The 24,569-nt window shown below is 71.6% G+C and carries 20 protein-coding genes; 8 read left to right on the top strand and 12 right to left on the bottom strand.

Annotated features, from left to right (window positions below):
• Window positions 1–135: 135 nt before the first annotated feature.
• Complete coding sequence (locus P1V51_12420; GenBank protein MDF1563844.1) at window positions 136–3,255, bottom strand: SUMF1/EgtB/PvdO family nonheme iron enzyme; 3,120 nt, start codon at window positions 3,253–3,255, stop codon at window positions 136–138.
• A gap of 231 nt (window positions 3,256–3,486) precedes the next feature.
• Window positions 3,487–3,957 carry a dUTP diphosphatase gene (gene dut / locus P1V51_12425; protein ID MDF1563845.1) on the bottom strand — a complete coding sequence of 157 codons (471 nt, stop codon included), beginning with the start codon at window positions 3,955–3,957 and terminating at the stop codon, window positions 3,487–3,489.
• A gap of 87 nt (window positions 3,958–4,044) precedes the next feature.
• On the opposite strand from dut, the gene P1V51_12430 reads away from it, so the two are divergent.
• From P1V51_12430 to P1V51_12440, 3 genes are all read left to right on the top strand, one after another.
• Window positions 4,045–5,445, top strand: a complete 1,401-nt coding sequence (locus P1V51_12430) for a pitrilysin family protein (protein MDF1563846.1) — start codon at window positions 4,045–4,047, stop codon at window positions 5,443–5,445.
• Window positions 5,445–6,989: a pitrilysin family protein gene (locus tag P1V51_12435; GenBank protein MDF1563847.1), complete on the top strand. Its 1,545-nt coding sequence runs from the start codon at window positions 5,445–5,447 to the stop codon at window positions 6,987–6,989. The genes P1V51_12430 and P1V51_12435 overlap by 1 nt, the downstream gene beginning before the upstream one ends.
• A 167-nt stretch (window positions 6,990–7,156) precedes the next feature.
• Entirely contained in the window at window positions 7,157–7,972 is an 816-nt protein-coding gene (locus P1V51_12440; GenBank protein ID MDF1563848.1) for a hypothetical protein, read from the top strand.
• Between the two features lie 5 nt (window positions 7,973–7,977).
• Here the strand turns inward: P1V51_12440 and P1V51_12445 are convergent, their stop codons facing one another.
• The 8 genes from P1V51_12445 to P1V51_12480 all read right to left on the bottom strand — a co-directional run bounded on the left by P1V51_12445 (window position 7,978) and on the right by P1V51_12480 (window position 16,628).
• On the bottom strand, window positions 7,978–10,314 hold the full coding sequence (locus tag P1V51_12445) for an IPT/TIG domain-containing protein (GenBank protein MDF1563849.1): 2,337 nt from the start codon (window positions 10,312–10,314) through the stop codon (window positions 7,978–7,980).
• A gap of 50 nt (window positions 10,315–10,364) precedes the next feature.
• Window positions 10,365–10,577 (bottom strand): hypothetical protein, encoded by a 213-nt coding sequence (locus P1V51_12450; protein MDF1563850.1) that lies wholly within the window; start codon window positions 10,575–10,577, stop codon window positions 10,365–10,367.
• 46 nt (window positions 10,578–10,623) lie between these two features.
• A complete protein-coding gene (locus P1V51_12455) occupies window positions 10,624–11,109 on the bottom strand; it encodes a hypothetical protein (GenBank protein MDF1563851.1) in 486 nt (161 codons plus the stop codon).
• Between the two features lie 290 nt (window positions 11,110–11,399).
• Window positions 11,400–13,556, bottom strand: a complete 2,157-nt coding sequence (gene pnp, locus P1V51_12460; protein ID MDF1563852.1) for a polyribonucleotide nucleotidyltransferase — start codon at window positions 13,554–13,556, stop codon at window positions 11,400–11,402.
• A gap of 302 nt (window positions 13,557–13,858) precedes the next feature.
• Window positions 13,859–14,128, bottom strand: a complete 270-nt coding sequence (gene rpsO / locus P1V51_12465; GenBank protein ID MDF1563853.1) for a 30S ribosomal protein S15 — start codon at window positions 14,126–14,128, stop codon at window positions 13,859–13,861.
• Window positions 14,129–14,343: 215 nt separating this feature from the next.
• Complete coding sequence (locus P1V51_12470; GenBank protein ID MDF1563854.1) at window positions 14,344–14,538, bottom strand: hypothetical protein; 195 nt, start codon at window positions 14,536–14,538, stop codon at window positions 14,344–14,346.
• Window positions 14,539–14,608: 70 nt separating this feature from the next.
• Complete coding sequence (locus tag P1V51_12475) at window positions 14,609–15,415, bottom strand: hypothetical protein (protein ID MDF1563855.1); 807 nt, start codon at window positions 15,413–15,415, stop codon at window positions 14,609–14,611.
• Complete coding sequence (locus P1V51_12480; protein ID MDF1563856.1) at window positions 15,393–16,628, bottom strand: molybdopterin molybdotransferase MoeA; 1,236 nt, start codon at window positions 16,626–16,628, stop codon at window positions 15,393–15,395. The genes P1V51_12475 and P1V51_12480 overlap by 23 nt, the downstream gene beginning before the upstream one ends.
• A 107-nt stretch (window positions 16,629–16,735) precedes the next feature.
• On the opposite strand from P1V51_12480, the gene add reads away from it, so the two are divergent.
• Genes add through P1V51_12505 form a run of 5 tightly spaced genes read left to right on the top strand, consistent with a single transcriptional unit; the run spans window position 16,736 to window position 22,747 of the window.
• Window positions 16,736–17,791 carry an adenosine deaminase gene (gene add / locus P1V51_12485; GenBank protein MDF1563857.1) on the top strand — a complete coding sequence of 352 codons (1,056 nt, stop codon included), beginning with the start codon at window positions 16,736–16,738 and terminating at the stop codon, window positions 17,789–17,791.
• 19 nt (window positions 17,792–17,810) lie between these two features.
• Entirely contained in the window at window positions 17,811–19,997 is a 2,187-nt protein-coding gene (locus P1V51_12490; GenBank protein ID MDF1563858.1) for a glycoside hydrolase family 57 protein, read from the top strand.
• On the top strand, window positions 19,994–20,890 hold the full coding sequence (locus P1V51_12495; GenBank protein ID MDF1563859.1) for a GGDEF domain-containing protein: 897 nt from the start codon (window positions 19,994–19,996) through the stop codon (window positions 20,888–20,890). The genes P1V51_12490 and P1V51_12495 overlap by 4 nt, the downstream gene beginning before the upstream one ends.
• A 4-nt stretch (window positions 20,891–20,894) precedes the next feature.
• Window positions 20,895–21,851: a serine/threonine-protein kinase gene (locus P1V51_12500; GenBank protein MDF1563860.1), complete on the top strand. Its 957-nt coding sequence runs from the start codon at window positions 20,895–20,897 to the stop codon at window positions 21,849–21,851.
• A complete protein-coding gene (locus P1V51_12505) occupies window positions 21,848–22,747 on the top strand; it encodes an RluA family pseudouridine synthase (GenBank protein ID MDF1563861.1) in 900 nt (299 codons plus the stop codon). Before P1V51_12500 ends, P1V51_12505 begins: the two co-directional genes overlap by 4 nt.
• Window positions 22,748–22,755: 8 nt before the next feature.
• On the opposite strand, the gene P1V51_12510 is transcribed toward P1V51_12505, so the two are convergent.
• The gene (locus tag P1V51_12510) at window positions 22,756–23,079 is read right to left on the bottom strand and encodes a zf-TFIIB domain-containing protein (protein ID MDF1563862.1); all 324 of its coding nucleotides are present in this window, start codon (window positions 23,077–23,079) and stop codon (window positions 22,756–22,758) included.
• A gap of 31 nt (window positions 23,080–23,110) precedes the next feature.
• Window positions 23,111–24,569 (bottom strand): tetratricopeptide repeat protein (locus P1V51_12515; protein ID MDF1563863.1); only part of this gene is annotated, 1,459 nt, incomplete at its 5' end.

Genomic DNA, 24,569 nt, shown 5'->3' on the forward strand with positions numbered 1-24,569 from the left:
TCTTGTAGCACGCCCCTCCGACCTTGGTTGGGGTCAGACCCTGACAATTGACACTTGGACTCGCGAGCACGCCCACGTCCCGACAAGTGTCAATTGTCGGGGTCTGACCCCATCACTCCCATCACTCGGCCCGCCCTACTGGGGCCTGGCGCAGCAGCGGAAGCCCAGGAAGTCGTCCTTGCTGTTGGGCTTGCGGTTGCCGCGGGTGGCGCAGCGGGTGTCCCAGTCGGGCCGGTTGGCCGCCCCGCCCTTGATCGTGCGGTAGGCCGCGCCGGTCTGGAAGGTCGAGGAGGTCCACTCGGCGGCGTTGCCGGCCATGTCGTAGACGCCATAGCCCGAGCGGCAGCGGCGGAAGGCGCCCGACTTCACGAGCTCACGGTCGTTGCCCTCGGCGTCCTCGGTGTTGCAGGCCTCGGCGTCGAAGCTGTTGCCGTAGGGGAAGCGGCGGCCCTGCGGACCCTTGCAGGCCTTCTCCCACTCCTCCTCGGTGCACAGACGCTTGCTGCGCCGCTCGCAGAGCTCCTTGGCCCTGAACCAGGAGACCGCGGTGCTCGGCTTCTGCCCGCCGTACTCGAAGCGATCGATGCAGAAGCCCACCACCTGCACCTGCTGGAGGGTCTTCTCGGCGAAGTTGCGCATGGGATCGTTGGCGGCCGAGCCGAAGGGGAAGCCCCCGCCCGGGACGTAGACCATGCCCTTGGGGCAGCGCGCGTCGTCGGCCTCGGCGGGAGGCTCGGCGGAGGCCACGAGGGGCCGGGCCGGGCTGATCGCCTCGTCGAGGGGCTCGGAGGTCTTCTCGGGGGGCGGATCCGGCTCGGGCCCCACCTTGCGCACGGGCATCTCGCGGTCGACGGTGTCGAAGGAGAAGGGCGAGCTGCTCCCACCGCTGGGGCTCCCACCGCTGGTGCTCCCGCCGCTGGGGCTCTCGCCGGTGCGGCGGGCGCGCTCGGCCTCCTGCCGGCGCCGCTCCTGCTCGATGATCTGAGCCATCTGGGCGTCCTGCTCGGCCTTCTTGCGGACGTCCTCGGCCTCCCGTGCCTCGGCCGCCCGGCGGCGCTCCTCGGCCTCGGCCTGCCGGCGCGCCTCGGCCTCGGCCCGGCGCTCGGCCTTCGCCGCCGCCGCGGCTTCCCGCCGCTCGCGGGCGGTCCGGCCCGCGCTCTCGCCGCCACCCCGCGAGGGCTCGGCCCGCATCCCGGGCCCCTCGTCGGCGTCGGCGCCCGGGACGGGGGCCAGGCGGGGCTCCACCGCGGGGGCCTCTGGCTTCTCCGGCGTCGGATCGGTCGCCAGCACCGCCCCGGAGCGGGCGGCGGGATCACTGAAGCCCGAGGGTCCCGTCTCGGGCAGCGCCGGCCCGGTGTCGGGCTCGTCGGCCGCGATCGGCTGCTTGGCCATCCCCGACCAGAGGGAGCGCCCCTGCTCGGTGAAGGCCACCAGGAGCCCCAGCCCGACGATCACGCCGACGGCGACCAGGGCCGGGGTCACCCAGCTCTTCTCCCGCTTGCGCGGGCCGATCGCCGCCGTCGAGGCGGTGGAGGGCCGGGCGCCGCGGGCGCCCGGGCGCGCCCCCGGGCGGGCCGGCGGGGGGCTGCCGATCTGGATCGGACCGGTCTGCTCGATGGGCGGCCCGAGGGAGCGGGCCTGGGGGTCGGTGTCGTTCGGGCCGGCCTCGGGGAGATCGTGGGCGGCGGCGAGCAGATCGTCGAGGACCGGGGGCGCGTCGACCGAGTCGTCCGAGAGCAGGGTCTCGATGGAGGCGGCCTTCGGCATCGTCGCCGGCTCGTCTCGGTCCTCGAGGGCCGCGGGGCCGCCCGCGGCGCGCTTCTGGAGGATCAGCTCCAGGCCGGGGGCGGCGGGCCGGGTCGCCGGCTCGGGGTAGGCCTGCCCCTCTCCGGTGGGCAGCTCCTCCTCGAGGATGTCCTCGTCCCCGAGGGCCTCCTCCTCGTCCATCGCCACCGGCGGCGCCTGCATGGTGGGCGCCGCGTCCTCCTCGTACTCGTCCTCTTCGTACTCGTCGTCCTCGTACTCGTCGTCCGAGAAGGCCTCGTCGTCGTCGAGGAGCTCCTCCTCGAGCACGTCGTCCTCACCGAGGAGCTCCTCCTCCTCGTCCGCCCCGCCCTGCTTGCGGCGGCGCGGGTCGGAGATGCCGCGGGAGCGGCCGAGCACGACCTCGTCGTCCTCGATCTCCTCGTCCTCGAGGGGCGGCGCCTCGGCGGGCATCCCCGCGGGGGTCTCGAGCCCGAAGGACTCCCGCCGGCGCCCGGGGGGCGGCTGGGGCATCTCCTTGGGCTCGGAGCCGTCGAGGGCCTCGAACTCACCGGTGTGGAGGACCTGCAGCTGGTCGCTGTCGACCCGCTCGGCCCGGGTCACCTGCGCCCGGAAGGCGCCCACGTGCTTGGGCGCCTGACCGTCGGCGGCCAGGGCCAGGTCGGTGAGCAGGTGGGGGATCTTCGAGTAGCGGTCGCGGGGCTTGTCCGCGGTCAGCCGCTTGAAGATGGAGGTGAAGGCGACGGGCACCTCGTCGTTCTCGACGTGCAGCTCGAGCCCCACCGTGGGGTCGTAGATGCGCCCGGTGAGCATCTCACCGAGGAGCACGCCGACGCTGTAGAAGTCGGCCGCCGGGGTCACCGGCTCGCCCGCCACGACCTCGGGGGCGAGGTAGCCCGCGTCCGCCCCCCGCACCTTCTGGGCCGCCACGAAGGGCACCCGCGGCACCATCAGCGCCTGGCGGAAGTCGGCGACCTTGAGCAGGTCGGGCAGGACGATGACGTTCGAGGGCCGCAGGTCGGTGTGGGCCACCGGCTGGCCGTCGGTGCCCCGCTGGTCGTGGGCGTAGTCGAGGGCGTCGAGGAGCTGGTGGAGGATCGGCTCGATCTCGCCGATGGGGAAGGTCCCCCCCTTGTCCACCCGCAGGTCGATGATCTTCCGGAGGGTCAGGCCCTCGAGGTACTGCGTCACCACGTAGGGGTGCGGCCCGTCGAAGCCCTCGTCGTAGAGGCGGATGACGTTCTTGTGGGAGAGCGCCCGGGCGATCCGCGCCTCGCGCTGGAAGATCTTCTTCTCCTCAGGGGCCTGGAGCAGCTTCGAGTTGAGGACCTTCACCGCGACCTGGACGTCCACCTCCCGGTCCCGGGCCCGGTAGACCACGCCCACCGGCCCCTCGCCGATGACGCTCTTGACCTCGTAGCGCCCGGCGATGAGGTCTCCGGGGCCGTAGGCCCCCGCGGCCAACGGCGCGCGCCGCGTCCGGCTGGTCATCCCGGAGCCCTTGCGCTGCTTCCCGCTCTTGGCGAACGCCTGCCCGCAGGTCCCGCACTCGGGGGAACCGTCGGGCACATGGCTGCCGCAGCGGTAACAGAGCAAGTCGCCGATCTCCGCGAAAAAAGGAAAGTTTCGAGTAGCCGGGAAGGCTAGCACCACTCTTCCGGCCTTATCAACGCACGGCCGGCCCGGACGATCTGTGCGATCGAAGGCTCCGGTGCGCGCGGATCAGTGCCCGGTGTGCCCGAAGCCCCCCTCCCCGCGCTCGGTCGCGTCGAGCGCCTCGACCTCCCGCAGGGTGGCGCGGGTCACCGGAGCGATGACCAGCTGGGCGATCCGCATCCCCCGCTCGAGGGTGATGGGCTCGCGGCCGGCGTTGAGCAGGATCACCTGCAACTCACCCCGATAGTCGGCGTCGATGGTCCCCGGGGCGTTGGGCACCAGCAGGCCCTGCTTGAGGGCCAGCCCCGAGCGGGGGCGGACCTGCCCCTCGTAGCCCGGCGGGATCGCCACCTTCAGGCCCGTGGGCACCAGGATCCGCTCTCCCGGGGCGAGCTGCCGGGGCTCCTCGAGGTCGGCCAGGAGGTCCATCCCGGCGCTCTGGGGGGTCTGGTAGGTCGGCAGGGGCAGGGGGGGCTGGCGGCCACCGGTCCGGGCGACCTCGACCACCACTCCGGGCGCGTCGGTCTTGTCAGGCATGCCGGCGGGTCTATCACAGCCCTCCTGCTGGATGTTATGGGACGTACCCTGAAGATTCCCCCAGACCCGCGCGAAACGAGGTCCACCATGCCCAAGCTCTTCCTCTCCTGCGCCCTGGCGCTCGGCCTGCTCCTCCCGGGAGCGGCACTGGCCGGGGACGACGAAGCCCTCCAGATCCCCTACGAGGCCTACGAGCTCGACAACGGCTTGCAGGTCATCCTCCACGAGGACCACCGCCTGCCCCTGGTCGCGGTGAACGTCTGGTACCACGTCGCCGCCTTCCACGAGGTGGCGGGCCGCTCCGGCTTCGCCCACCTCTTCGAGCACATGATGTTCCAGGGCAGCAAGCACGTCGGCGACGACCAGCACTTCAAGATCCTGGAGCGGATCGGCGCCACCGGGATGAACGGCACCACCAGCTTCGATCGCACCAACTACTTCGAGACCGTGCCGGCCCATCACCTCGAGACCGGCCTCTGGCTCGAGTCGGATCGCATGGGCTACCTGCTGCCCTCGATGGACGAGACCAAGCTGAAGAACCAGCAGGAGGTCGTGAAGAACGAGCGGCGCCAGTCCTACGAGACCCGCCCCTACGGCCTGGCCGAGGAGGCCCTCTGGAAGGCCCTCTTCCCGGCCCCCCACCCCTACAACGGCATGGTCATCGGCTCCATGGACGAACTGGCCGCCGCCACCCTGGAGGACGTCTCCGACTTCTTCCGCACCTGGTACGCCCCCAGCAACGCCACCCTGGTCCTGGCCGGTGACTTCGATCCGGCGCAGGCCAAGGCCCTCATCGAGAAGTACTTCGGCTCCTTCCCGAAGGTCCCGAAGCCCGAGGCGCCGGTGGTGGCCCCGGTCGCGATCGAGAAGGAGACCGTGATCGAGTTCGTCGAGCCCATCGCGCCCCTGCCCAAGGTCGAGATCGCCTGGCTCACCCCGAGCTTCTTCCAGCCCGGCGACGCCGAGGCCGACGTCCTCTCCAGCGTGCTCGCCACCGGCGAGAGCAGCCTGCTCCAGCGCCGCCTGGTCCGCGAGCTCCAGATCGCCCAGAGCGTGATGGCCTACCAGTACTCGATGGGCGCCCAGAGCACCTTCTTCATCGAGGCCGTCGCCCGCCCGGGCGTCGACGCGAAGCAGCTCCTCACCGAGATCGACAAGGTCCTCGAGGAGGTCCAGGGCGGCGCCGTCACCGCCGACCAGCTGCGCCGCGCGGTGAACCGCTACGAGACCCAGTTCTTCAGCCGCCTCCAGCAGCTCGGCGGCTTCGGAGGCCGGGCCGATCTGCTCCAGACCTACAACCACTTCCTCGCCGATCCCGGCTTCCTGCCCAAGGACATCGCCCGCTACCGGGCGGTCACCCCCGAGGCGGTCACCGCCTTCTCCAAGGACTACCTCGCCAAGAACAAGCGGGTGGTGCTCTTCGCGGTCCCGGCGGCCGCGGCCGCGCCCGAGGCGAACGCGACCGCCGCCGCCAAGGAGGCCAACTGATGCGTCTCTCCAGCAAGCTCCTCTCCCTCTCCCTGGGCCTCGCCCTCACCGCCTTCGGCGCCGCCTGCGGCGCCAAGCAGACCCCCGAGCCCGAGCTCCCGCCCCCGGTGGAGGAGGCCGTCGCCGAGCCCGAGCCCGCCCCGCCGCCCAGCGCGCCGGACGAGCCCTGGCGGGCCGAGCAGCCGAAGCCCGGTGAGCCGGCCAAGATCGTGCCGCCCACCTTCGAGTCGGCCAAGCTGAAGAACGGCCTGACCGTGATCCTGAGCCGGCGCGAGGGCCTGCCCCTGGTGGCCGTCCACCTCACCCAGCAGGTGGGCAGCGGCTCCGAGCCGGCGGCCAAGGCCGGCCTCGCCTACCTCACCTACGAGATGCTGCTGCAGGGCGCCGGCAAGCGCGACGCCCTCGCCCTCGCCGACGCCTTCGCGGACCTCGGCACGACGGCGACGCCCAGCGTCTCCGACGACGGCGGGACCGTCGGCCTCTCGGTGCTCAAGCGGAACCTCGGCGGCGCCCTGGCCCTCCTCTCGGACGTCATCCAGCGGCCCACCTTCCCGGCCAAGGAGTTCGAGCGCCAGAAGAAGGCGCGCCTGGCCGACCTGGCCCGGATGGCGGGCAACCCGCAGTACCTCTCCAAGGAGGCCACCGCCGAGGCCATCTTCGGCGCGCAGCACCCCTACGGACACCTCGCCATCGGCAAGACCGAGACGGTGGAAAAGCTGCAGCTCAAGGACGTGAAGGGCTTCGCCAAGGCCAACTTCGGCCCGAAGGCCGCCGCCCTCGTCTTCGCCGGTGACCTGACCCTCGAGGAGGCGAAGGCGCTGGCCCAGGAGCACTTCGGCAAGTGGAAGGGCAAGGGCCGCGCCTTCAAGGCCCCCAAGGCCCCGAAGGCCAGCCCCCGCACGGCCGTCACCGTGGTCCCCAAGGAGGGCCTCGGCCAGACCGTGATCACCATCGGCAAGCCGGGCCTCGCCGCCGGTCACCCCGACGAGTGGGCCCTGCGGATCGCCTCCTCGGTCTTCGGCGGGCTCTTCTCGAGCCGGCTGAACATGAACCTGCGCGAGGACAAGGGCTACACCTACGGTGCCCGCGCCTACGCCGACACCCGCCTGGGCGCCGGTCCGGTGATGGCCGCCTCCGCGGTGCGGGCCGACGTGACCGGCCCCTCGGTGAAGGAGTTCTTCGCCGAGCTCGAGGGCCTGGCCTCCCGCCCCATCGAGGAGAAGGAGTTCTCCGACGCGGTGGAGGGCGCCCGTCGCTCCCTGCCCGGCTGGTTCGAGTCCGTCGAGGCCCTCGCGGGCAGCGCCGACTCGCTCTTCCTCGAGCGCCAGCCCCTCGACCGCTACGGCCGGATGCTCGCCGCCTACGACACCCTCACCCTCGAGCAGGTGCGCGAGGTGGCGAAGAAGGTCTTCGTGCCGGGCGAGATGCAGATCATCCTCGTGGGTGATCCGACGATCATCGCCGAGCAGGTCGGCCCGCTGGGCCTCGGTGAGGTGCCGGCGGCGCCGGCCAAGGCCGAGCCCGAGGCCAAGAAGGCCGAGTAGCGCGAAGACCGTTCTCACGGGAGAAGCCGCCGGGGCCTCAGGCCGCGGCGGCTTTTCCTTTGGTTCCTTCCGCTCCTCACCGGCTGGCCTCCTCGGCCGGAGCCCGCGCCTTCGGGATGCCGCCCGCCGGCCGGCACCCCTAGGGTGCAGGCGCGAGGAGGCACCCCATGCGGGGAAGTTCGACCGACAGCAGCCCACGTCCCCGGCGCGCCGTCACGGGGCTGCTCGTGCTCCTGGGCACCCTCTCCTGCGGCGGGCCTCCCTACGCCATCGAGGAGACCCGCCTCCCCCTCGCCCTCGGGGATGGCACGGTCGATCTGGTGCGCTTCGACGCCGAGGCGGAGGGCCGCACCTTCCTGAACCTGCACGACGACGAGCAGACCTCGGTCGAGGCGGCGCTCGACCTCCTCGCCCGGGAAGGGGGGACGGTCTTCGAGCTCCAGCACGGGGGAGAGCGGAACCTCCGCTTCGCGCTGGCTGGCGCCGAGTACGTCTTCGATCCGAACCGGATGTTCTCGGACGGCGGCGCCATGGTCTCCCTCGCGGCGCTCGGCACCTCCACCCCCGAGGCCTTCGCGGCGGTCAGGGCCTTCGCGGACGAGGTCCTCGAGCAGTGGGACCTCGCCGGTCACGGCACCGTGATCGCGCTCCACAACAACGCGGGCGAGAGCTACCGGATCGACGTCTACCAGCCCGGCGGCGCCCACGAGGCGGACGCGGCCGAGGTCTTCGTCGGGAGCCGGCAGGCCTCCTCGGAGTTCTTCTTCGTCACGGACCCCGCCCTCTTCGAGGGCCTGCGTGCGCTGGACTTCAACGTGGTCCTCCAGGACAACGCGGGGGCCCCCGATGACGGCTCCCTCTCGATCCACTGCGCCCGCCAGGGCCTCCCCTACGCCAACTCCGAGGCCCTCCAGGGGCACCGCCCGGAGCAGCTCGAGATGCTCTCCGGACTCCAGGCGGTCCTCGAGGACCTAGGGCGCTGACCCGCTCACTCGAGGATCAGGAAGCGGTTGCTCTGGGCCTGGGCGACGTAGGCCTGCTCACCGTCCGGGCCGAAGGCCACGCCGCCGGGCAGGATGTCCAGCCGGAAGTACTGCTCGGCGCGCACGGGCTGCCCGGGCTCGAGGAGCGAGTACCCCACCCGGGCGAAGTCCCCCCAGAGGAAGGCGGACCCCCCGGGCGCCACGGTGAGGAACTGCGTGCCGGAGTGGACGACCGAGGACACCGTCTCCTCGAGCGAACCATCGAGCCCGGCCCGGAGCGCCACGTAGTCCTCACCGCTCTGGGTCGTGCCGAAGAGGATCAGGTCCCCGTCCAGCCACTCGGCCGCGTGGGCCATCCCGCGGCCCTCGTTGAATCGCGTCGGGTGGATCTCGGTGGGCGCGCCCCCGGGCGAGGCCAGGGCCTCGCTCTCCCAGAGCGCGAGGATCGGACCCTCCCAGCCGCTGCTCACCGCCAGCACCCTGCCGTCGTCCAGCACCTTCAGGAGCAGGACGCCGAAGTCGTTGCTGCCCTCGGGCTGGTGGGTGGCGAGCGGGGCGCCGGGCTGCTCGGGATCGACGGTGACGATCCCGCTGCGCTCGGCGAAGTGCACCAGGCCGGTGGGGCCGATGGCGAGATCATGGGGGTCCTCGCCGATCGCCCAGCTGCGCCGCTCGATCGAGGTGGGACCGAAGCTCAGCCGGTGCAGCCGCCACTCGGAGAGCACCCAGAGCGTGTTGGGCCCCTCGGCCACCACCTCTTCGGCCTCGTAGGAATCGAGGGGGTCCACGAGGGAGGGATCGACCCGGTAGCCGACGGCCTCGCTGGGATCCGAGAGGGAGACCAGGACGAGGGCCTCGGCCGCCAGCCAGCCCGGGCGCCCGACGTGCGACATGCGGGGCGTCTGGGGAATCACGAGGTAGCGCTCGTCGTGATACTCGAGCTGGTGCTGGAGGAGCGCGACCCCCCGGTCCGACCCGGTGTCGATGCCCAGATAGAGGGGCAGGCCCTGCCGGCCGAGCGAGCGCCCGTCCGACACCCGCAGCACCTCCAGGGTGTTGCTGGCCTCGTCGGCGACGTAGAGGCGGTCCATCGCGGCGTCGTAGGCGAGCTGAGAGGGGCGCACTCCGACCTGCTCGCTCCAGAGGACCTGGTAGCCCGTGGTGTCCAGGGCCACCACCCTCCCGGCCGAGGGGACGCTCGCGATCAACAGCCCGGGGTGGACCCCCGCGAAGGGCTCGATGTGGAGGAGGTCGGCCACGGCCCCCCGGATCATCAGGTCGGCGGGCTGCAGGGCAGTGTTCTGATCGGCGTCCAGGATGAGCAGCCGCCCGTCCCAGAGGTAGACCGCCACCCGCCCGTCGGCGCCCGAGCGCCAGGCGGTCATCGTGTCCGGCGCGTAGGTGAAGCTGGCGCCCGGATGAGCTCCGGTGGTGAGGTCGAGGACGTCGGTGCCCTGGAAGCTGGAGAGGAAGAGGGTCGTCTCGTCGACGATCTCCACGGCCGTCGGGGCGATGAGGCCGGTCCACGGCTGCAGGGTGTAGCTGCCGGTGGCGGGGTCGTAGAGCCCGACCCGGGCGAAGTGGTCCTGGTTGGTGATGTCCTCCTCGAAGACCCAGACCTGCAGGCCGGCGGCCGCCTCGATCGCGACGACCTGGGCGAAGCTCCAGCCGGTCTCCAGGGGGACGCTCTCCTCTCGCCGGCTGCCGTCGGTGGGATCCAGGGAGAAGAGCTGCTCCTGATCGCTGACCCAGATCCTCCCTCCGCCCACGGAGATGCTCGGCGGCCTCCAGCTGCCGTAGGCATCGACGATCAGGGGCCGCTCGCGCAGGCCGCTGCGCCAGAGGTCCGGCCCCGACACGAACTCGTTGAAGAGGCTGGAGTAGACGACGGGCTCCTGGTCGAAGACGAGGACGCGCCCGGGCCGGTGGAAGACGGCGTGCTCCCTGGCCACCGCCCCGCTGCGGAGCCGACCGCGACCGAGGAAGGTGAGGGAGTCGGCGCTCGGCGTGCTGGCGCCGGCCCGGGTCACCACGCTCACCGGACCGTCGATCAGGTCGGGGGGCACCCGGACCTGGAGGCGGCCCTCGGCGTCGAAGCCGTGGGCGGTCGCCGAACCGCCGGTGAAGCGCACCTCGTTGCCGGAGGCCTCCGGATCGAAGCCCTGGCCGGAGATCGTCAGGGTCGAGAAGGCGTAGGCCGCCGCGGGCGTGAAGCCCTCGAGGGTGGGCGCGTGCCCCGTGGCGTCGGCCGGGAGCGCGAAGTCCCGGCTGCAGGCCCCGATCAGGGACGAGAGGAGGAGCAGAGACGAGAGCAGGACCCCACCACGCGACGCGGTTCTCATCCCCCGAGACTAGACCAGAACGCACGCCTCCTGGTCACCTCTGGCCCGCCCTACTCCTCCCGGGCCGGCTCCATCGTCGGTGCCAGGCACGTGGGGCAGTAGCCCTCCTCCTCGCCGGTCAGGCCGCAGACGCGGCAGGTGAAGCGGGGAGGATCCCCGCTCTCCTGGGCCTCGGCCGCCTCACGCTCGGCCTTGCGGCGCTGCTCCTCGCGCCGGGCTGCGTTCGGATCGACCAGCTTCTTGAGGGTGTGGATGAAGGACACGTCCTCAAGGTAGCGACGCGAGCCGGGAGGGCAAGGTGCTCCGCCTCTAGCGGCGGTCCATCGTGCCCAGGCTGCCCTCGGGCAGGACGATCTCCGGGCCCGAGGCGGCGGCCACGCCTCCGGCGGCGCCGAGGGCGACCACCCCCACCGCGGCCCAGAACCACCAGCGCGCGATGATGGGCTTGCCGCCCCGATCGACGGGCGGCGGCTCGTCCGGCGGCGCGACCAGGGCCGCGTCGTCCGGGACGGCGCTCCCCTCCTCGGGCTCCGGGCGCTCCTCGCCCGCCGGCTTTCCCTCTTCGTCTCCCGAGAGATCGATCGCGTCGAAGCTGAAGCCCCCGCTCTCGGCCGGGGGCTCCTCGGCCGAGTCGTCGAGGGGCACCAGGTCGGGCAGCTCGAAGTCGTCGGCCGACTGCAGGGCCAGCACGAGGCGCCCGGGCGAGAGCGCCCGGGCCGCCGTCCGCCGGAAGGCGCGGGCGTCACGCTCGAGGAGCTGGGGCAGGAGGCCGGAGGCGCTCGGGCTGGGCTTCACCCCCGGTGGGCCCTCCGCCGCCTGCGCCGGCCCGGAGGCCGCGAGCACGAGGAGGGCGCAGAGCGCCAGTCGAAGACCGATCCCCCTGCAAGAGGGCACCACCCTGTCAGGTTCTAGCCGTCTCACCCCTCGACGGTAGCGCAGGGGAGACCACGGTGTCGATAGAGACCCGAACCCGTCGGCATTTCCGAGGAGAAGACGGAAACGAGAACGGGGACGGGAACGGGAACGGCCCTCGTGCCCGAGAGCCTCCCGTCACCGTCCCCGTCTTTCCCGGGGAGGAGGAAGGACTAGGCGCTGGCCTCCTCGGTCTTCGCCTCCTCCTCCTTCTCCTTCTTGGCGTCGTCGAGCGCCGCCCGGCGGGAGAGGCGGATCTTGCCGCCGCGGTCGATGGAGAGGACCTTCACCATCACCTCGTCACCCTCGTGCAGCACGTCCTCGACCTTCTCGATGCGCTTGTGGGCGATCTCGGAGATGTGGAGGAGGCCGTCGGTCCCCGGGAGGATCTCGACGAAGGCGCCGAAGTCCATGATCCGGCGGACGGTGCCCAGGTAGACCTTGTCGATCTCGGGCTCCTGGGTCAGCTCGCGCACGATCTTGATCGCAGCCTCGACGTCCTCGGCCACCGCGGAGGCGATCTTCACGGTGCCGTCGTCCTCGACGTTGATCTGGGTGTTGGTCCGGGCGCTGATGTCGCGGATGATCTTGCCGCCGGGGCCGATGACGTCCTTGATGCGCTCGACCTTGATCTTGATGGTCTCGATCCGGGGCGCCCAACGCGAGAGCTCGGGGCGAGGCGCGGCGAGGGTCTTGGCCATCTCCTTCAGGATGTGCAGCCGACCGTCCTTGGCCTGCATCAGGGCCTTGGCCATGATCTCGAAGGTCAGGCCCGGGCACTTGATGTCCATCTGGATGGCGGTGATGCCCTTCTCGGTACCGCAGACCTTGAAGTCCATGTCGCCGAGGTGGTCCTCGTCGCCGAGGATGTCGGAGAGCACGACCCAGTCGTCCCCCTCCATGATGAGGCCCATGGCGATGCCGGCCACCGGGGCCTTCAGGGGCACGCCGCAGTCCTGGAGCGCCAGGGTGCTGCCGCAGACCGTGGCCATCGAGGAGGAGCCGTTGGACTCCATGATCTCGGACACGAGCCGGATGGTGTAGGGGAAGGCGTCATCCGTGTTCGGCAGCAGGCCCTCGATGGCCCGCTGGGCCAGGGTGCCGTGGCCGATCTCGCGCCGGCTGGTGCCGCCGAGGCGCTTCACCTCGCCCACCGAGTAGGGGGGGAAGTTGTAGTGGAGCATGAAGTTCTTGAAGAACATGCCCGAGAGGCCCTCGATGCGCTGCTCGTCGCGCTCGGTGCCGAGGGTGCAGCTCACCCAGGCCTGGGTCTCGCCGCGGGTGAAGCAGGCGGAGCCGTGGTTGCGGGGCAGCATGCCCACCTCGCACCAGATCTCGCGGATGTCGGCCGGGCCGCGGCCGCCGATGCGCTTCTTGGTCTCCAGGATCTGCCGGCGCATGAAGCCGCTCTTGGCCTCGCCGAAGGCGGCCTTGTAGAAGGCGCGCTCCGCCTCCCACTTCTCCTCGCCGAGCTCCTCGGCGAAGGCGGCCATCAGCTCCTCCTTCACGGCGTCGAGGGCGGCGTAGCGAGCGTGCTTCTCGTTGACGCCGAAGGCCTCGGCCAGGCGGGGCGCGGCGCGCTCGACGACGGTGGCCTTGATGGCCTCGGGGATCTCGACCTTCTCGACGCTGCGCTTGGGCTTGCCGAGGTCGGCGATCATCTTCTCCTGCATCTCGATGAGGGGCAGGCAGGCGTCCTTGGCGGCCTCGAGGACCTTCACCATGGTGGCCTCGTCGACCTCCTTGGCGCCGCCCTCGACCATGAGGATGGCGTCCTTGGAGGCCGCCACGAAGACGTCGATGTCGCCCGTCTCACGCTGCTCGATCGTGGGGTTCACGATGAGCTCGCCGCCGTCGACCCGGCCGATGCGCACGCCGGCGATGGGGCCGTCGAAGGGGATGTCGCTGATGCAGAGGGCCGCCGAGGTGGCGGTCAGCGCGGTGGCGTCCGGGTCGTTCTCACCGTCGAAGGAGAAGACCTGGGGGATGACCTGGGTCTCGCAGCGCCAGTCCTCGTCGAAGAGGGGGCGGATCGAGCGGTCGATGATGCGGCAGAGCAGGGTCTCCCGCTCGGTGGGCCGCCCCTCCCGCCGGAAGAACGAGCCGGGGATCCGCCCGCCGCCGGCGAGCTTCTCCTCGTAGTTCACGGTCAGGGGGAGGAAGGGAAGGTCGCGGGACTCGGCCTGGGCGTTGGCGTTGACGAGCACGAGGGTCTCGCCGAACTGCGCCATCACGGAGCCGGCCGACTGCTTGGCGTAGCGGCCGGTGGAGAGGGTGAGCTCATGCGCGCCGACCTTGGCGCTGTAGGACTTGCCGGAAGGGCCAGCCATGGGGATCTCCTTTGCGGGCGCTCCCGTTCATCGGGAGGGAACCCACGTTCTTGGGGTACTGCGGATGACCCGGATCCCGACGGATGACCCCCTCTGACGACAGTGGCTGTCGCGTCGCGGGGTCGTGACGAGGAAGTGAATCAGTTCCTCTTCTTCGGTGGGCCCGAGGAGCTATCGCCCTCGAAGCCAACCGGAACAGAAACCGAAAGCGCTTCCTTGATGAGTCCCCACGACCGACACCCCCTCGAGACAGGGCTCCGAAGGACCGGGCCGGGACGGACTGAATGTATTTTGGCTTTTGCCTAGCGGCGGATGCCGAGGTCCTGGATCAGGCTGCGGTAGGCGTCCAGGTCGTTCCTCTTGAGGTAGTCGAGGAGGTGGCGCCGCTTGGAGACGAGCTTGAGCAGACCACGGCGAGAGTGGTGGTCGTGCTTGTGAGTCTTGAAGTGCTCGGTCAGGTAGGTGATCCGAGCGGAGAGGAGAGCGATCTGCACCTGCGGAGAGCCGGTGTCGCCGTCCTTCTGAGCGTACTTCGAGATGATCTCGGACTTCTGGGTCGGATGAAGCGCCATGATTTCCTCCAGGACTTCTGGGACTTGCCCACGGACCTGCGCTTCCTCTTTCGGGCGGGAGGCCCTCTTTCGGAAGGTCCGGGGTGCGGATGACTTGCAGGGGGCGGAGATCTACGGCCTCGGGAGCGGGAAGTCAATGGCGCTCCAGGGGCCTTAAACGGCTGAGCCCCGCCCGAAAGGAGGCGAGGCCCAGTTCCATCCCGTCGTCGCGAGGACTAGGGGATCATGATGTCGTGGCCGCGGACGGTCTTGCGACCGTTGGCCTCGGCGCGCTTCGCAGCCTGCTCCACGAGCCAGTTCACGTAGGCGTTGATCGCGTCGACGGCGTCCCCGCCCGTGTTGCATCCCGCCGCCTTGATGGCAGCCTTGATCTTGCTAGCGACGACCAGACTCTCGAGTTCCTTGGCCATGCGTGGCCTCCCTTCCGGCTTGATGGTGGAGGAAGCCGAATAGCGCTGGATCCGGCCGTACGTCAATCGTTCAAGGCAAAGAAAGGCCGAAGAGGCGGGCCGCCCCGGTCCCGGCCAGGGCCCGGCAGGCGGCCGGGGAGAGCCCGGCGCCCCGGGCCTGCTCCAGGGTCCGGCGCCCGGCCAGGAGGTCCGCCGGGCCGGCCCCGAGCCCGCTCCCGAGGCCCAGGGAGGCCGCCCCGAGGCGGGAGGAGAGGGCGGCCGCGGCCTCCGGGGCGAGGGCGTCCAGGACGCAGAAGAAGCCCAGAGAGTGCAAGATCTTGATGCTGGGGGCCGATCCGTGGAGGACCGCCACCCGCTCGGGGGGCAGGCCGCTCTCCCGCACCGCCTCCACCACCCCCGGGATGACCCGGGCCTGCTCCCGCAGCGGCAGGGCCAGCAGCACCGGCAGGCGCAGGGAGAGGGCCAGTTCCAGCTGGTAGAGGAGGACCCGCCGCCGGACGGCCTCGCTGGCACCCTCGCCGGGCTCTCCCGGGCCCACCGGCCCCAGGCCCAGCACCCCCCGACGGCCCAGGAACTCGGGGAGGCGCGAGAGGAGCCGCTCCCGCCCGGTCTCGGGGATCTGCCCCGGGCCGATCCCCAGGCAGAGCCCACCGGCGAGCCCCGCGGCCTCCAGGCGCTCGCTCCCGAGGGAGGCCGCCTGCTCCAGGCGCTCCTCCTGCGGCCGGGGCAGCTCCCCCCGCAGCGGGTCGCCCCAGCTCCCGACCACGGCCAGGGTCCCCAGGCGCTTCAGGGTCGTGAGATCCCGGGGGTCGGCGTGGCGCAGGTCGACCCGCAGGTCGACGATGGGCGTGGCTTCAGGCGCCGACCCGGGGCTCATCGACGATCCACTCCACCTCGACCGGGGTCCCGGCGGGCAGCGCTCGATCCGGCGGCGCGATCACGAAGCCCTCGCCCCCGGCGGCCCGGGCCGTCCGGTGGGAGGCCTGCCCGGAGAGCGGCTCCACCTGCAGCAGCCCCTCGGCGCTGCGGCCCCGGCACCGCACGAAGCTCACCTGGGCCCGGCCGCGGGCGCAGGGCGCCTCGGCCGTCAGGAGCGCTGGGGTGGTCTCCCGGAGGCTCTCGAGGCCCCGCAGGCGGCGCAGGAGGGGCCGCACCAGGAGGTAGAAGCCCACCAGGGCCGAGACCGGGTTGCCCGGGAGCCCGAAGACCGGGCGGCCGTCCAGGCGTCCGAAGAGGATGGGCTTGCCCGGCTTGGTGGCGACCTTCCAGAAGTCCTCCTCGAAGCCGGCCTCGAGGAGCACGCCCCGGACGTGGTCGTGGTCGCCCACGCTCACCCCGCCGCTGGAGAGGATCAGGTCGTGGCCCCGGGCCCGCTCGACGAGGCCGGCGATGGCCTCCGGCGTGTCCCGGGCGACCCCCAGGACCGAGGCCTCCGCGCCGGCCTGCCGGCAGGCGGCGGCGAGGGCCAGGCTGTTGGAGCTGACGATCTGGCCGGGGCCGGGCTCGCGATCCGCCTCCACCAGCTCGTCCCCGGAGGTGAAGATGGCCACCCGCGGGCGGCGGTGGACGAAGAAGAGGCTGCGGCCCTGGGAGAGCGCCGCCGAGAGCTCCAGCGGGCCGAGGTGGCTGCCGGCGGGCAGCAGGACCTCCCCCGCCTCGATCTCGTCGCCCCGGGGGCGGATGTTCTGGCCCACGCTGGCGGCCTGCCCCACCCGCACGCCTTGCGGGGCCGCCTCGCAGCGCTCCTGCATCACGACGGCGTCGGCGCCGGGGGGCAGGGGCGCCCCGGTGAAGATCCTCGCCGCGTGGCCCGGCGGCAGGGCCTCGAGGGCCTCGCCGGCCGGCGCGCCGGCGGCGATCTCCCGGGCCAGGGGCAGCAGGACCGGCGCCGCCTCGCTGGCCCCGGCGGTGTCCGCCGCTCTCAGGGCGTAGCCGTCCATGGCGGAGTTGTCGAAGGGCGGGAGGGTGCGGCGGGCCACCACGGGCTCGGAGAGGATCCGGCCGAGGGCAGCCTCGGGGCCGGCCTGCTCGCCGGGCAAGGGCGAGAGGCCCTCGAGGACGCGCTTCCGGGCTTCGGCGAGGCTGATCATGCCCCCCTTATTGCCCCCCCTCGGCGCCGGCGCAACGGCCCGATCTCCCACCCGCAGGATCGGGCCGGATCCGGGGCATCTGCGGGCCTTCCGTGGTATGAACGCGCATGGCCGAGCACAAGATCGACGAGGCGTTCCTCCACCGGCTGCCCAAGACCGACCTCCACTGTCACCTGGACGGCTCCCTGCGCCTCTCGACCATCATCGACGAGGCGCAACGGCGGGGGGTCGAGCTCCCGGCGACCAACGAGGAGGAGCTCCGGCGGGCCATCCACCTCGGAGAGACCTGCGACGATCTCGTCGACTACCTCAAGGCCTTCGACGTGACCCTGAGCGTCCTGCAGGACGCCGACGCCCTCGAGCGCGCCGCCTACGAGCTGGGCGTGGACTGCGCCGCCGAGAACGTGCGCTGGCTGGAGGTGCGCTACGCCCCGGTGCTGCATCAGCAGAAGGGACTGAAGCTCACCGCGATCGTCGAGGCCGTCCTCGCGGGGCTGCGCGCGGCCGAGCGCGAGGCAGGGATCCGCAGCGGCGTCATCATCTGCGGGATGCGCAACATCTCGCCGGCGGTCTCGCTGACCCTGGCCGAGCTGGCGGTGGCCTACAAGAACCAGGGCGTCCTGGGCTTCGACCTCGCCGGCGCCGAGCACAACTACCCGGCCAAGGACCACGTCCGGGCCTTCCAGCTCATCCTCAACAACAACGTCAACTGCACGGCCCACGCCGGCGAGGCCTTCGGCCCCGAGTCGATCCACCAGGCCATCCACTACTGCGGCGCCCACCGCATCGGCCACGGCACGCGCCTGCGCGAGGACGGCGACCTCCTCAACTACGTGGCCGACCACCGCATCCCCCTCGAGGTCTGCCTCTCCTCGAACGTGCAGACCCGGGCGGTGCCCCGGCTCGCGGCCCACCCCCTCCCCTTCTATCTGCACTACGGTCTGCGGGTGACCCTCAACACCGACAACCGCCTCATCACCGACACCACGGTCACCAAGGAGCTGCTCCTCGCCCACGAGGAGCTGGGCCTGGACATCGAGGACATCCGTAACATCGTCATCTCCGGCTTCAAGAGCGCCTTCCTCCCCTTCCACCAGCGCAAGGCGATGCTGCGGGAGGCGATGGCCGAGCTCGACGAGGTCTGCAAGGGCTTCTGCGACTAGGGAAGGACCTGGAGCGCTCGTGAGCGGCCACGTCGACCTCGTCTTCCTCTGGCACCTGCACCAGCCCGACTATCGGGATCCGGTGGGCGTGGGTGACATGGCGCTGCCCTGGGTGCGCCTGCACGCGACGCGGGCCTACACCGACCTGGCCGCGGTGCTGGAGGCCCACGAGGGGATCCGGGCGACGGTGAACCTCTCGAGCTCGCTGCTCTCCCAGCTCGACGATCTCTCCCGGGGCCTCTGCGGAGACCGCTTCCTCGATCTCTCCTGCCGCCCGGCCCAGGAGCTGGGGCTCCACGATCGGATGGAGATCCTCCAGTACTTCTTCATGGCGGACTGGGAGATCAGCATCCGCCCCCTGCCCCGCTACTGGGAGCTGCTCCACAAGCGGGGCCGCGACCTGCGGGCGGTGAACCTCGAGCGGGTCGCCGACGCCTTCTCCGTCGACGAGATGCGCGACCTGCAGGTCTTCTTCAACCTGGTCTGGATGGGCTTCACCGCCCGCGAGGCCGAGCCGGTGGTGAGGAACCTCCTCGCCAAGGGCGGCGGCTTCACCGAGGTCGAGAAGGACGTCCTCCTCGACGCGCAGATGCGCCTGGTGCAGGGGGTGATCCCCCGCTGGAAGGCGCTGGCCGAGTCCGGCCGGGTCGAGCTCACCTGCTCGCCGCTGAACCACCCCATCCTCCCCCTCCTGATCGATCCGGGCTCGCTGCGCGAGGCGAGCCCCCGGGCGCCGCTGCCCGCCGGCGAGGGCCGCCCCGGCGACGCCCTGGAGCAGCTGCGCCGCGCCCGGGAGCTCCACCTCCGGCTCTTCGGGGCCGAGCCGCGCGGCCTCTGGCCCTCGGAGGCCGCCCTCTCCGACGAGGTCTGCGCCCTGGCCTCCGAGGCCGGCTTCACCTGGCTGGGGAGCGACGAGCAGGTCTTCCTCTCGGCCACCCTCCCGGAGGACGCCGAGCCGAGCCGCACCGACATCCACTCCGTGTGGGCGCACACCGGCGGCGAGACCGACGCCGCGCCCCGCCTGCTCTTCCGCGATCGCCACCTCTCGGATCGGGTGGGCTTCACCTACGCCCACAACCCCCCCGACGAGTCGGTGCCCGACTTCATCGAGCACGCCCGCCACGTGGCCTCGGTGCACGGCAAGCTCGAGCCCGCCGTCCTCCTGGTGGCCCTCGACGGCGAGAACCCCTGGGAGCACTACCCCGACAGCGGCCAGGCCTTCCTCGAGTCGCTCCACGGGGCGCTCGAGGCCGCCCAGGTCGAGGGCTGGCTCTCCACCCGCACTGGCGAGGAGGTCTGCCGGGACCACAACCCGCGCATCCTGCACCACCTGGGCGCCGGCTCCTGGATCGAGGGCAAGCTGGAGATCTGGGCCGGCCACGCGGAGACCAACGCCGCCTGGGCGGCGCTCGACGCCGCGGCCCGGGCCCTCGAGGGGCGGCGGGAGACGATGGCGCCCGAGAACTTCGAGGAGGCCTACCAGCACCTGCTCATCGCGGAGGGCTCGGACTGGTTCTGGTGGTACGGCGACGACTTCCTCACCGAGACCCCCGAGATCTTCGACGAGCTCTTCCGGGCCCACCTCTCGGCCATCTACAAGCTCACCGGCGAGCAGACCCCCCGCGAGCTGCGCCACCCCCTCTCGGCGGCCGCCGAGGGCGCCTCCTCCCGGCAGGTGGTGCGCCAGCCCACCGGCCCCATCACCCCGATCATCGACGGCATCGCCGCCCCCCACGTCGACTGGTACGGCGCCGGCGCCTACCGGGCGCCGCCCCTGGCGGGCAGCATGTACCGGGCGACCCAGTGGGTGGACGTGATGTACTTCGGGGCCGACACCACCGAGCTCTACCTGCGCCTGGACGTCCGGGACCTCGAGGCCGCGGACCGCAGCGGGGTGCGGCTGGAGGTGCAGGTCCTCTCCGGCGACCGGGACGCCCGGGTGGCCTTCGTCCTCGAGCGGGGGACCCGCTGCCCCGGCCAACCGATCCAGGGCTGCGCCCGCGGTGGGGCCATGGGCCGGCTCTTCTTCGATGGTATAGTCGAGGCATCGCTACCCCTGGAGGGGCTGGGATTGGGTCCGGGACAGAAGGTGCTCTTCGCCGTCCACGTGTTGGCGGGCGGGGTGGAGCTGGAACGCCTTCCTCGCTACGGTCACCTGACCCTGGACCTCCCACGCCGGGGGCCGAGGTCGAGCGAGATCGCATGAAGAAAGTCCAGGAAACCAGGGTCACCCGCGTCTCGGAGATGAAGAACATCGACGCTCCGGGAGATGCGCACCTGGTGTGCATCTACGGACCCGACCTGGGCAAGAAGTGGCAGCTCAAGCCGGGCAACTTCTCGGTGGGGCGCGGCCCGCAGAACGACATCGTCCTCGACCTCGACAACGTCTCCCGCCGGCACTGCGAGTTCACCTCGGTGGCCGGCTCGGTCAGCGTCCGGGATCTGGGCTCGACCAACGGCACCTACCTCAACGACCTGGAGGTCACCGAGCACCTGCTCAACAACGGCGACCACGTGAAGGTGGGCGGCGCGATCTTCAAGTTCCTCGCGGGAGGCGACGTCGAGAGCCTCTACCACGAGGAGATCTACCGGATGACCATCATGGATGGTCTGACCCAGACCCACAACAAGCGCTACTTCCTCGAGTCCCTCGAGCGCGAGATGGCCCGCTGCGCTCGCTTCGCCCGCCCGCTGCACCTGATCATGATGGACATCGATCACTTCAAGGGAGTGAACGACGAGTACGGTCACATCGCCGGCGACTACGTGCTGCGCGAGTTCGCCAAGATCGTCCGGGAGCGGGTGCGCACCGAGGAGATCTTCGCCCGCTACGGGGGCGAGGAGTTCGCGCTGCTCGTCCCCGAGGCCCCCACCGAGAAGGTGGGCGCCTACGCCGAGAAGCTGCGGGCGCTCGTCGAGGAGCACCGCTTCGTCTTCGAGAACCGGGAGATCCCGGTGACCATCTCCATGGGCGTCGCCCAGATGCCCGGCAAGGGGGGCGACTCGCAGCACTTCATCCAGCTGGCGGACGACGAGCTCTACAACGCCAAGCGCTCGGGCCGGAACCGCGTCTGCGGCCTGGGCAAGAAGGCCGGCTAGGACGATGACCCTCTCCGGCCTCGACACCGATCTCGGCGACCTCACCCTCGAGGACCGGCTCGCGATGGGCGGGATGGCGGAGATCTTCACCGCCGCTCCCCACGATCCGGCCCAGTTCGGCGGCCAGTCGCGGGTGATCGTCAAGCGGCTGATGGCTCGCTTCCGGGCCGAGCCCGAGTTCGTGAAGCTCTTCACGACCGAGGCCAAGCTCTGCGTGAAGCTCAAGCACCCGCACATCGTGCGGACCTACCGGGCCTTCAAGAAGGACCTGGACTGGTACATGGTGCAGGAGTGGGTCGACGGCGGCAGCCTCGGCTTCGTCACCGGCCGGCTGAAGTCCGGCGGCCTGCGCATCCCCCCGGCGGGCACCGTGGCCGTGATGATCGGGCTGCTCAAGGCGCTGGGCTACGTGCACAAGGCCCGGCTCGGCGACCAGCACGTGCGCCTGGTCCACCGCGACGTGAACCCCGGCAACCTCCTCTGCTCGGTCGACGGTGAGGTGAAGCTGACCGACTTCGGCGTGGCCGAGGGCGAGGGCGTGGGCGCCGCGCGGGTCGAGGGTGTCCTGCGGGGCACCCCGGCCTACATGGCGCCCGAGCAGGTGGCCGGCGAGATGGTCGATCCGCGCACCGACCTCTTCTCGGCGGGGATCGTCATGTGGGAGCTGCTCACCGGGCGGGAGCTCTTCGCCGCCGAGAGCGACTTCGAGGTCCTGCGCAAGGTGAAGGAGCACGGCGCGGCGCCCCCGAGCGTCTACGCCGACATCCCCGAGAGCCTCGACGCGGTCTGCCTGAAGGCCCTGGAGAAGGACCCCGACGCCCGCTTCCAGTCCTCCACCGATTTCGGCCGGGCCCTGGTGAGCGCCGCCAAGGGGGCCGGGCTCGGCTCCGGCGACACGCAGGTCCTCGCCGCGGCGGTGCGCCACGCCCGGGAGCTCAAGCCCCGCCTCCCCGAGGTATGAGCGAGCCGGAGCGACGGCTCGTCCTCCCCGATGACGCCCGCGGCCGCCTCGACAGCCTGCTGGCCCGGCTGCTGCCGGAGGTCTCCCGCCGCCGCCTCAAGGCCGCCTTCAAGGCCGGCGCGGTGCGCCAGGGGGGCCGCCGGGCCGCGGCCAGCGATCCCGCCCGCCCGGGCGCCGAGGTGATCGTCGCCGGCCTGGGCGGCACCCCGCCCGCCGGGCTCGAGCTGGAGCTCGTCGGCGAGGCCGAGGGGCTGCTGGTGATCGAGAAGCCCGCCGGCATCCCCAGCGCCCCCTCCGCGACCGGCGGCGACCCCTCGGTGGCCGAGGCCATGCTGGCCCGCTACCCCGCCCTGGAGGGCGTCGGCGATCTGCCCGGCGCGCCGGGCCTCTGTCATCGCCTGGACCGCGAGACCTCCGGCCTCCTCCTCTTCTGCACCGACGCCGGCCTCTTCCCCGGGATCCGGGCCGCCTTCGAGCGCCGGGAGGTCGAGAAGCTCTACCTCGCGGTCGTGCAGGGCGAGCCCCCCGTCGAGGGCGGCTGCGAGCTGCCCCTGGGCCGCCGCAAGGGGCGCGCCCGCCGGGTCGAGGTCGACCTCGGCGACGAGGGCCGCGAGCTGGAGCGGAGCTGGCCGGCCCAGACCACCTTCCGGCGCCTCGAGCAGCGAGGCGCGCGCGCCCTGCTGGAGGTGCGGATCACCACCGGCGTGACCCACCAGATCCGGGCGCACCTCGCCCACCTGGGCTTCCCGGTGGTCGGTGATCCCCTCTACGGCGACGCCGGCGAGGCTCCCCGCCTCGGGCTGCACGCCTGGCGCCTGGCCCTCACCCATCCCCGCACGGGTGAGCGCCTCGAGTGGGAGAGCCCCCACCCGGAGGCCCTCCGCGCGCTCCTCTAGAGGAGCCGCTACTTCTTCTTGCCCCCGGTGAAGATGTCGAGGACGGCGGACATCACGCCCTCCTTCTCCTCGCCGGCGAGGATCTCGAGCTCACCGTCGTCGAGGCCGGTGTAGCCGCAGGCGAAGCAGCGATCGATCTCGACGTTGCGGAAGGTGAGCACGTCCATATTCTGCCCGCACTTGGGGCAGTGCATGTAGTGCAGCTCCTTGAGCTTCTGCTTCTCTTCTTCCTCGAGGCGATGGGCTCGCTCGAGGGCCAGCTTCTTGAGCTTCTCCGCCTCTTCCCGGGCGAAGTACTCCTGCTCGGAGCTCTGGGGCTTTCCGTCGGGCATCTATCTCTTCTCCTTTTCGGGGAGCTTCGGTTCAGTTGTTGGCGAGGTAGGTCTTGGCCACGTTGGACTCGGGGCCGTTCGGCAGCACGTCCAGGTACTTCTGGTAGTACTCCTTCGCCTTATCCGTCTTGTTCCGGTACTTGTAGGCCTCGGCCATGCCGATGAGGGCGTCGCCGTAGCGGGGGTTGTACTTGAGGGCCTGCTCGAAGGAGCTCTGCGCCGCCGCCCAGGCCCGCATCTCCAGATAGCATAGCCCCTGCCCGGTGTAGGGCTCGGCCCGGTCGGGCTTCAGATCGCGGGCCTTGCCGTAGAGGTCGAGGGCCTGCTCGATCTGCCCGCGATCCCGCAGGCGGAAGGCCTTGGCGAGGAGCCCGTCGAAGCCCAGCGGCTTGGGCTTGGCCTCCGGCTCGGGCTCCGGCTCGGGTTCGGGCTCCGGCTCCGGCTCGGGCTCCGGCGCCGGCTCGGGCGGCTCGAGGGTGGCCTCGATGCGGGCGGCCAGGCGCTGGCCCCGCTCGTGCCCGGGGCTCGCCTCGAGCACCTTCTTCGCGTGGACCTGCGCCTTCTGGGGCTCGCCCTGCTTCAGGTAGGCGACGGCCAGGTGGTAGCGGGCCCGCACCAGGCCGGCGTCGCGCTCCACCGCGCTCTGGAGGTGGCGGATCGCCGAGTCGAGGCTGGCGTCGTCACCCAGGAAGGCGAAGCCCTGAGCCCAGGCCAGGCCCGCGTCCTTGTCGGCGCCGGGCAGGGCCTTGGCCTGATCCATGAGGGGGCCGAGCTTGTCCGGGCTGCCCATGGCGGCGTAGTAGCCGGCCATCGCCCGCAGGGCGGGCAGGGAGCTGCCGTCGGCCTGCATGGCGGCCTTGGCGGCGGCGAAGGCCGCCTCGAGCTGCTTCTTCGACTCGGCGAGCTTCTCGGGATCGGGGGCCGGCGCGGCGGCCTCCTCGGGCGCGGGGGCGGCCTCGTCCTTCGCCGCGTCGCCGCCCGCGGGCGCCTCCTCCTTCGCGCCCTCCTCCTTCGCGGGCGCCGCCGCGTCCGCGACCGCCAGCTCGCGCAGGGCCACCCCCCAGGCCAGGTGCGCCTCGGCCAGCCCGGCCTTCGCCTCCACCGGCACCGAGTCGCCGGCCAGCTCGGCCGCCTTCTCGAACTGGGTCTTCGCCTCGGCGAAGCCCTTCAGGGTGTCGGAGGCCAGGGCCTTTCTGCCCGAGTCCAGGTGGGAGAGGACCAGCTCGTTCATCGCCGGGTCCCCGCCGAGGTTCTTCACCATCGTGAGGACCTCCTGGAACTTCGCCGGCGCCAGGAAGTAGAAGGCCCCCACCCCGCCGCCGATGAGCAGGAGGAGGATCACGATCCACTTGCCCGCTCCGCCGCTCTGGCGGAACTCGGCGAAGTCGTCGTCACCGGCCTCGTAGTCGTAGAAGGAGGCCTCGGCGCCGGCGGGCTCACCGAAGCTCGCCTCGGCCGCCGGTGCCACCGTGGCCATCGGGGAGGGGGCG

The organism is Deltaproteobacteria bacterium, from assembly GCA_029210625.1.
Lineage (GTDB): Bacteria > Myxococcota > Myxococcia > SLRQ01 > SLRQ01 > JARGFU01.

What these genes read in the sequence shown, in the direction of transcription:
- P1V51_12420 (MDF1563844.1), bottom strand. Translation starts at nt 3,255, where the DNA reads ATGACCAGCCGGACGCGGCGCGCGCCGTTGGCCGCGGGGGCCTACGGC.
- dut (MDF1563845.1), bottom strand. Translation starts at nt 3,957, where the DNA reads ATGCCTGACAAGACCGACGCGCCCGGAGTGGTGGTCGAGGTCGCCCGG.
- P1V51_12430 (MDF1563846.1), top strand. Translation starts at nt 4,045, where the DNA reads ATGCCCAAGCTCTTCCTCTCCTGCGCCCTGGCGCTCGGCCTGCTCCTC.
- P1V51_12435 (MDF1563847.1), top strand. Translation starts at nt 5,445, where the DNA reads ATGCGTCTCTCCAGCAAGCTCCTCTCCCTCTCCCTGGGCCTCGCCCTC.
- P1V51_12440 (MDF1563848.1), top strand. Translation starts at nt 7,157, where the DNA reads ATGCGGGGAAGTTCGACCGACAGCAGCCCACGTCCCCGGCGCGCCGTC.
- P1V51_12445 (MDF1563849.1), bottom strand. Translation starts at nt 10,314, where the DNA reads ATGAGAACCGCGTCGCGTGGTGGGGTCCTGCTCTCGTCTCTGCTCCTC.
- pnp (MDF1563852.1), bottom strand. Translation starts at nt 13,556, where the DNA reads ATGGCTGGCCCTTCCGGCAAGTCCTACAGCGCCAAGGTCGGCGCGCAT.
- rpsO (MDF1563853.1), bottom strand. Translation starts at nt 14,128, where the DNA reads ATGGCGCTTCATCCGACCCAGAAGTCCGAGATCATCTCGAAGTACGCT.
- P1V51_12470 (MDF1563854.1), bottom strand. Translation starts at nt 14,538, where the DNA reads ATGGCCAAGGAACTCGAGAGTCTGGTCGTCGCTAGCAAGATCAAGGCT.
- P1V51_12475 (MDF1563855.1), bottom strand. Translation starts at nt 15,415, where the DNA reads ATGAGCCCCGGGTCGGCGCCTGAAGCCACGCCCATCGTCGACCTGCGG.
- P1V51_12480 (MDF1563856.1), bottom strand. Translation starts at nt 16,628, where the DNA reads ATGATCAGCCTCGCCGAAGCCCGGAAGCGCGTCCTCGAGGGCCTCTCG.
- add (MDF1563857.1), top strand. Translation starts at nt 16,736, where the DNA reads ATGGCCGAGCACAAGATCGACGAGGCGTTCCTCCACCGGCTGCCCAAG.
- P1V51_12495 (MDF1563859.1), top strand. Translation starts at nt 19,994, where the DNA reads ATGAAGAAAGTCCAGGAAACCAGGGTCACCCGCGTCTCGGAGATGAAG.
- P1V51_12500 (MDF1563860.1), top strand. Translation starts at nt 20,895, where the DNA reads ATGACCCTCTCCGGCCTCGACACCGATCTCGGCGACCTCACCCTCGAG.
- P1V51_12505 (MDF1563861.1), top strand. Translation starts at nt 21,848, where the DNA reads ATGAGCGAGCCGGAGCGACGGCTCGTCCTCCCCGATGACGCCCGCGGC.
- P1V51_12510 (MDF1563862.1), bottom strand. Translation starts at nt 23,079, where the DNA reads ATGCCCGACGGAAAGCCCCAGAGCTCCGAGCAGGAGTACTTCGCCCGG.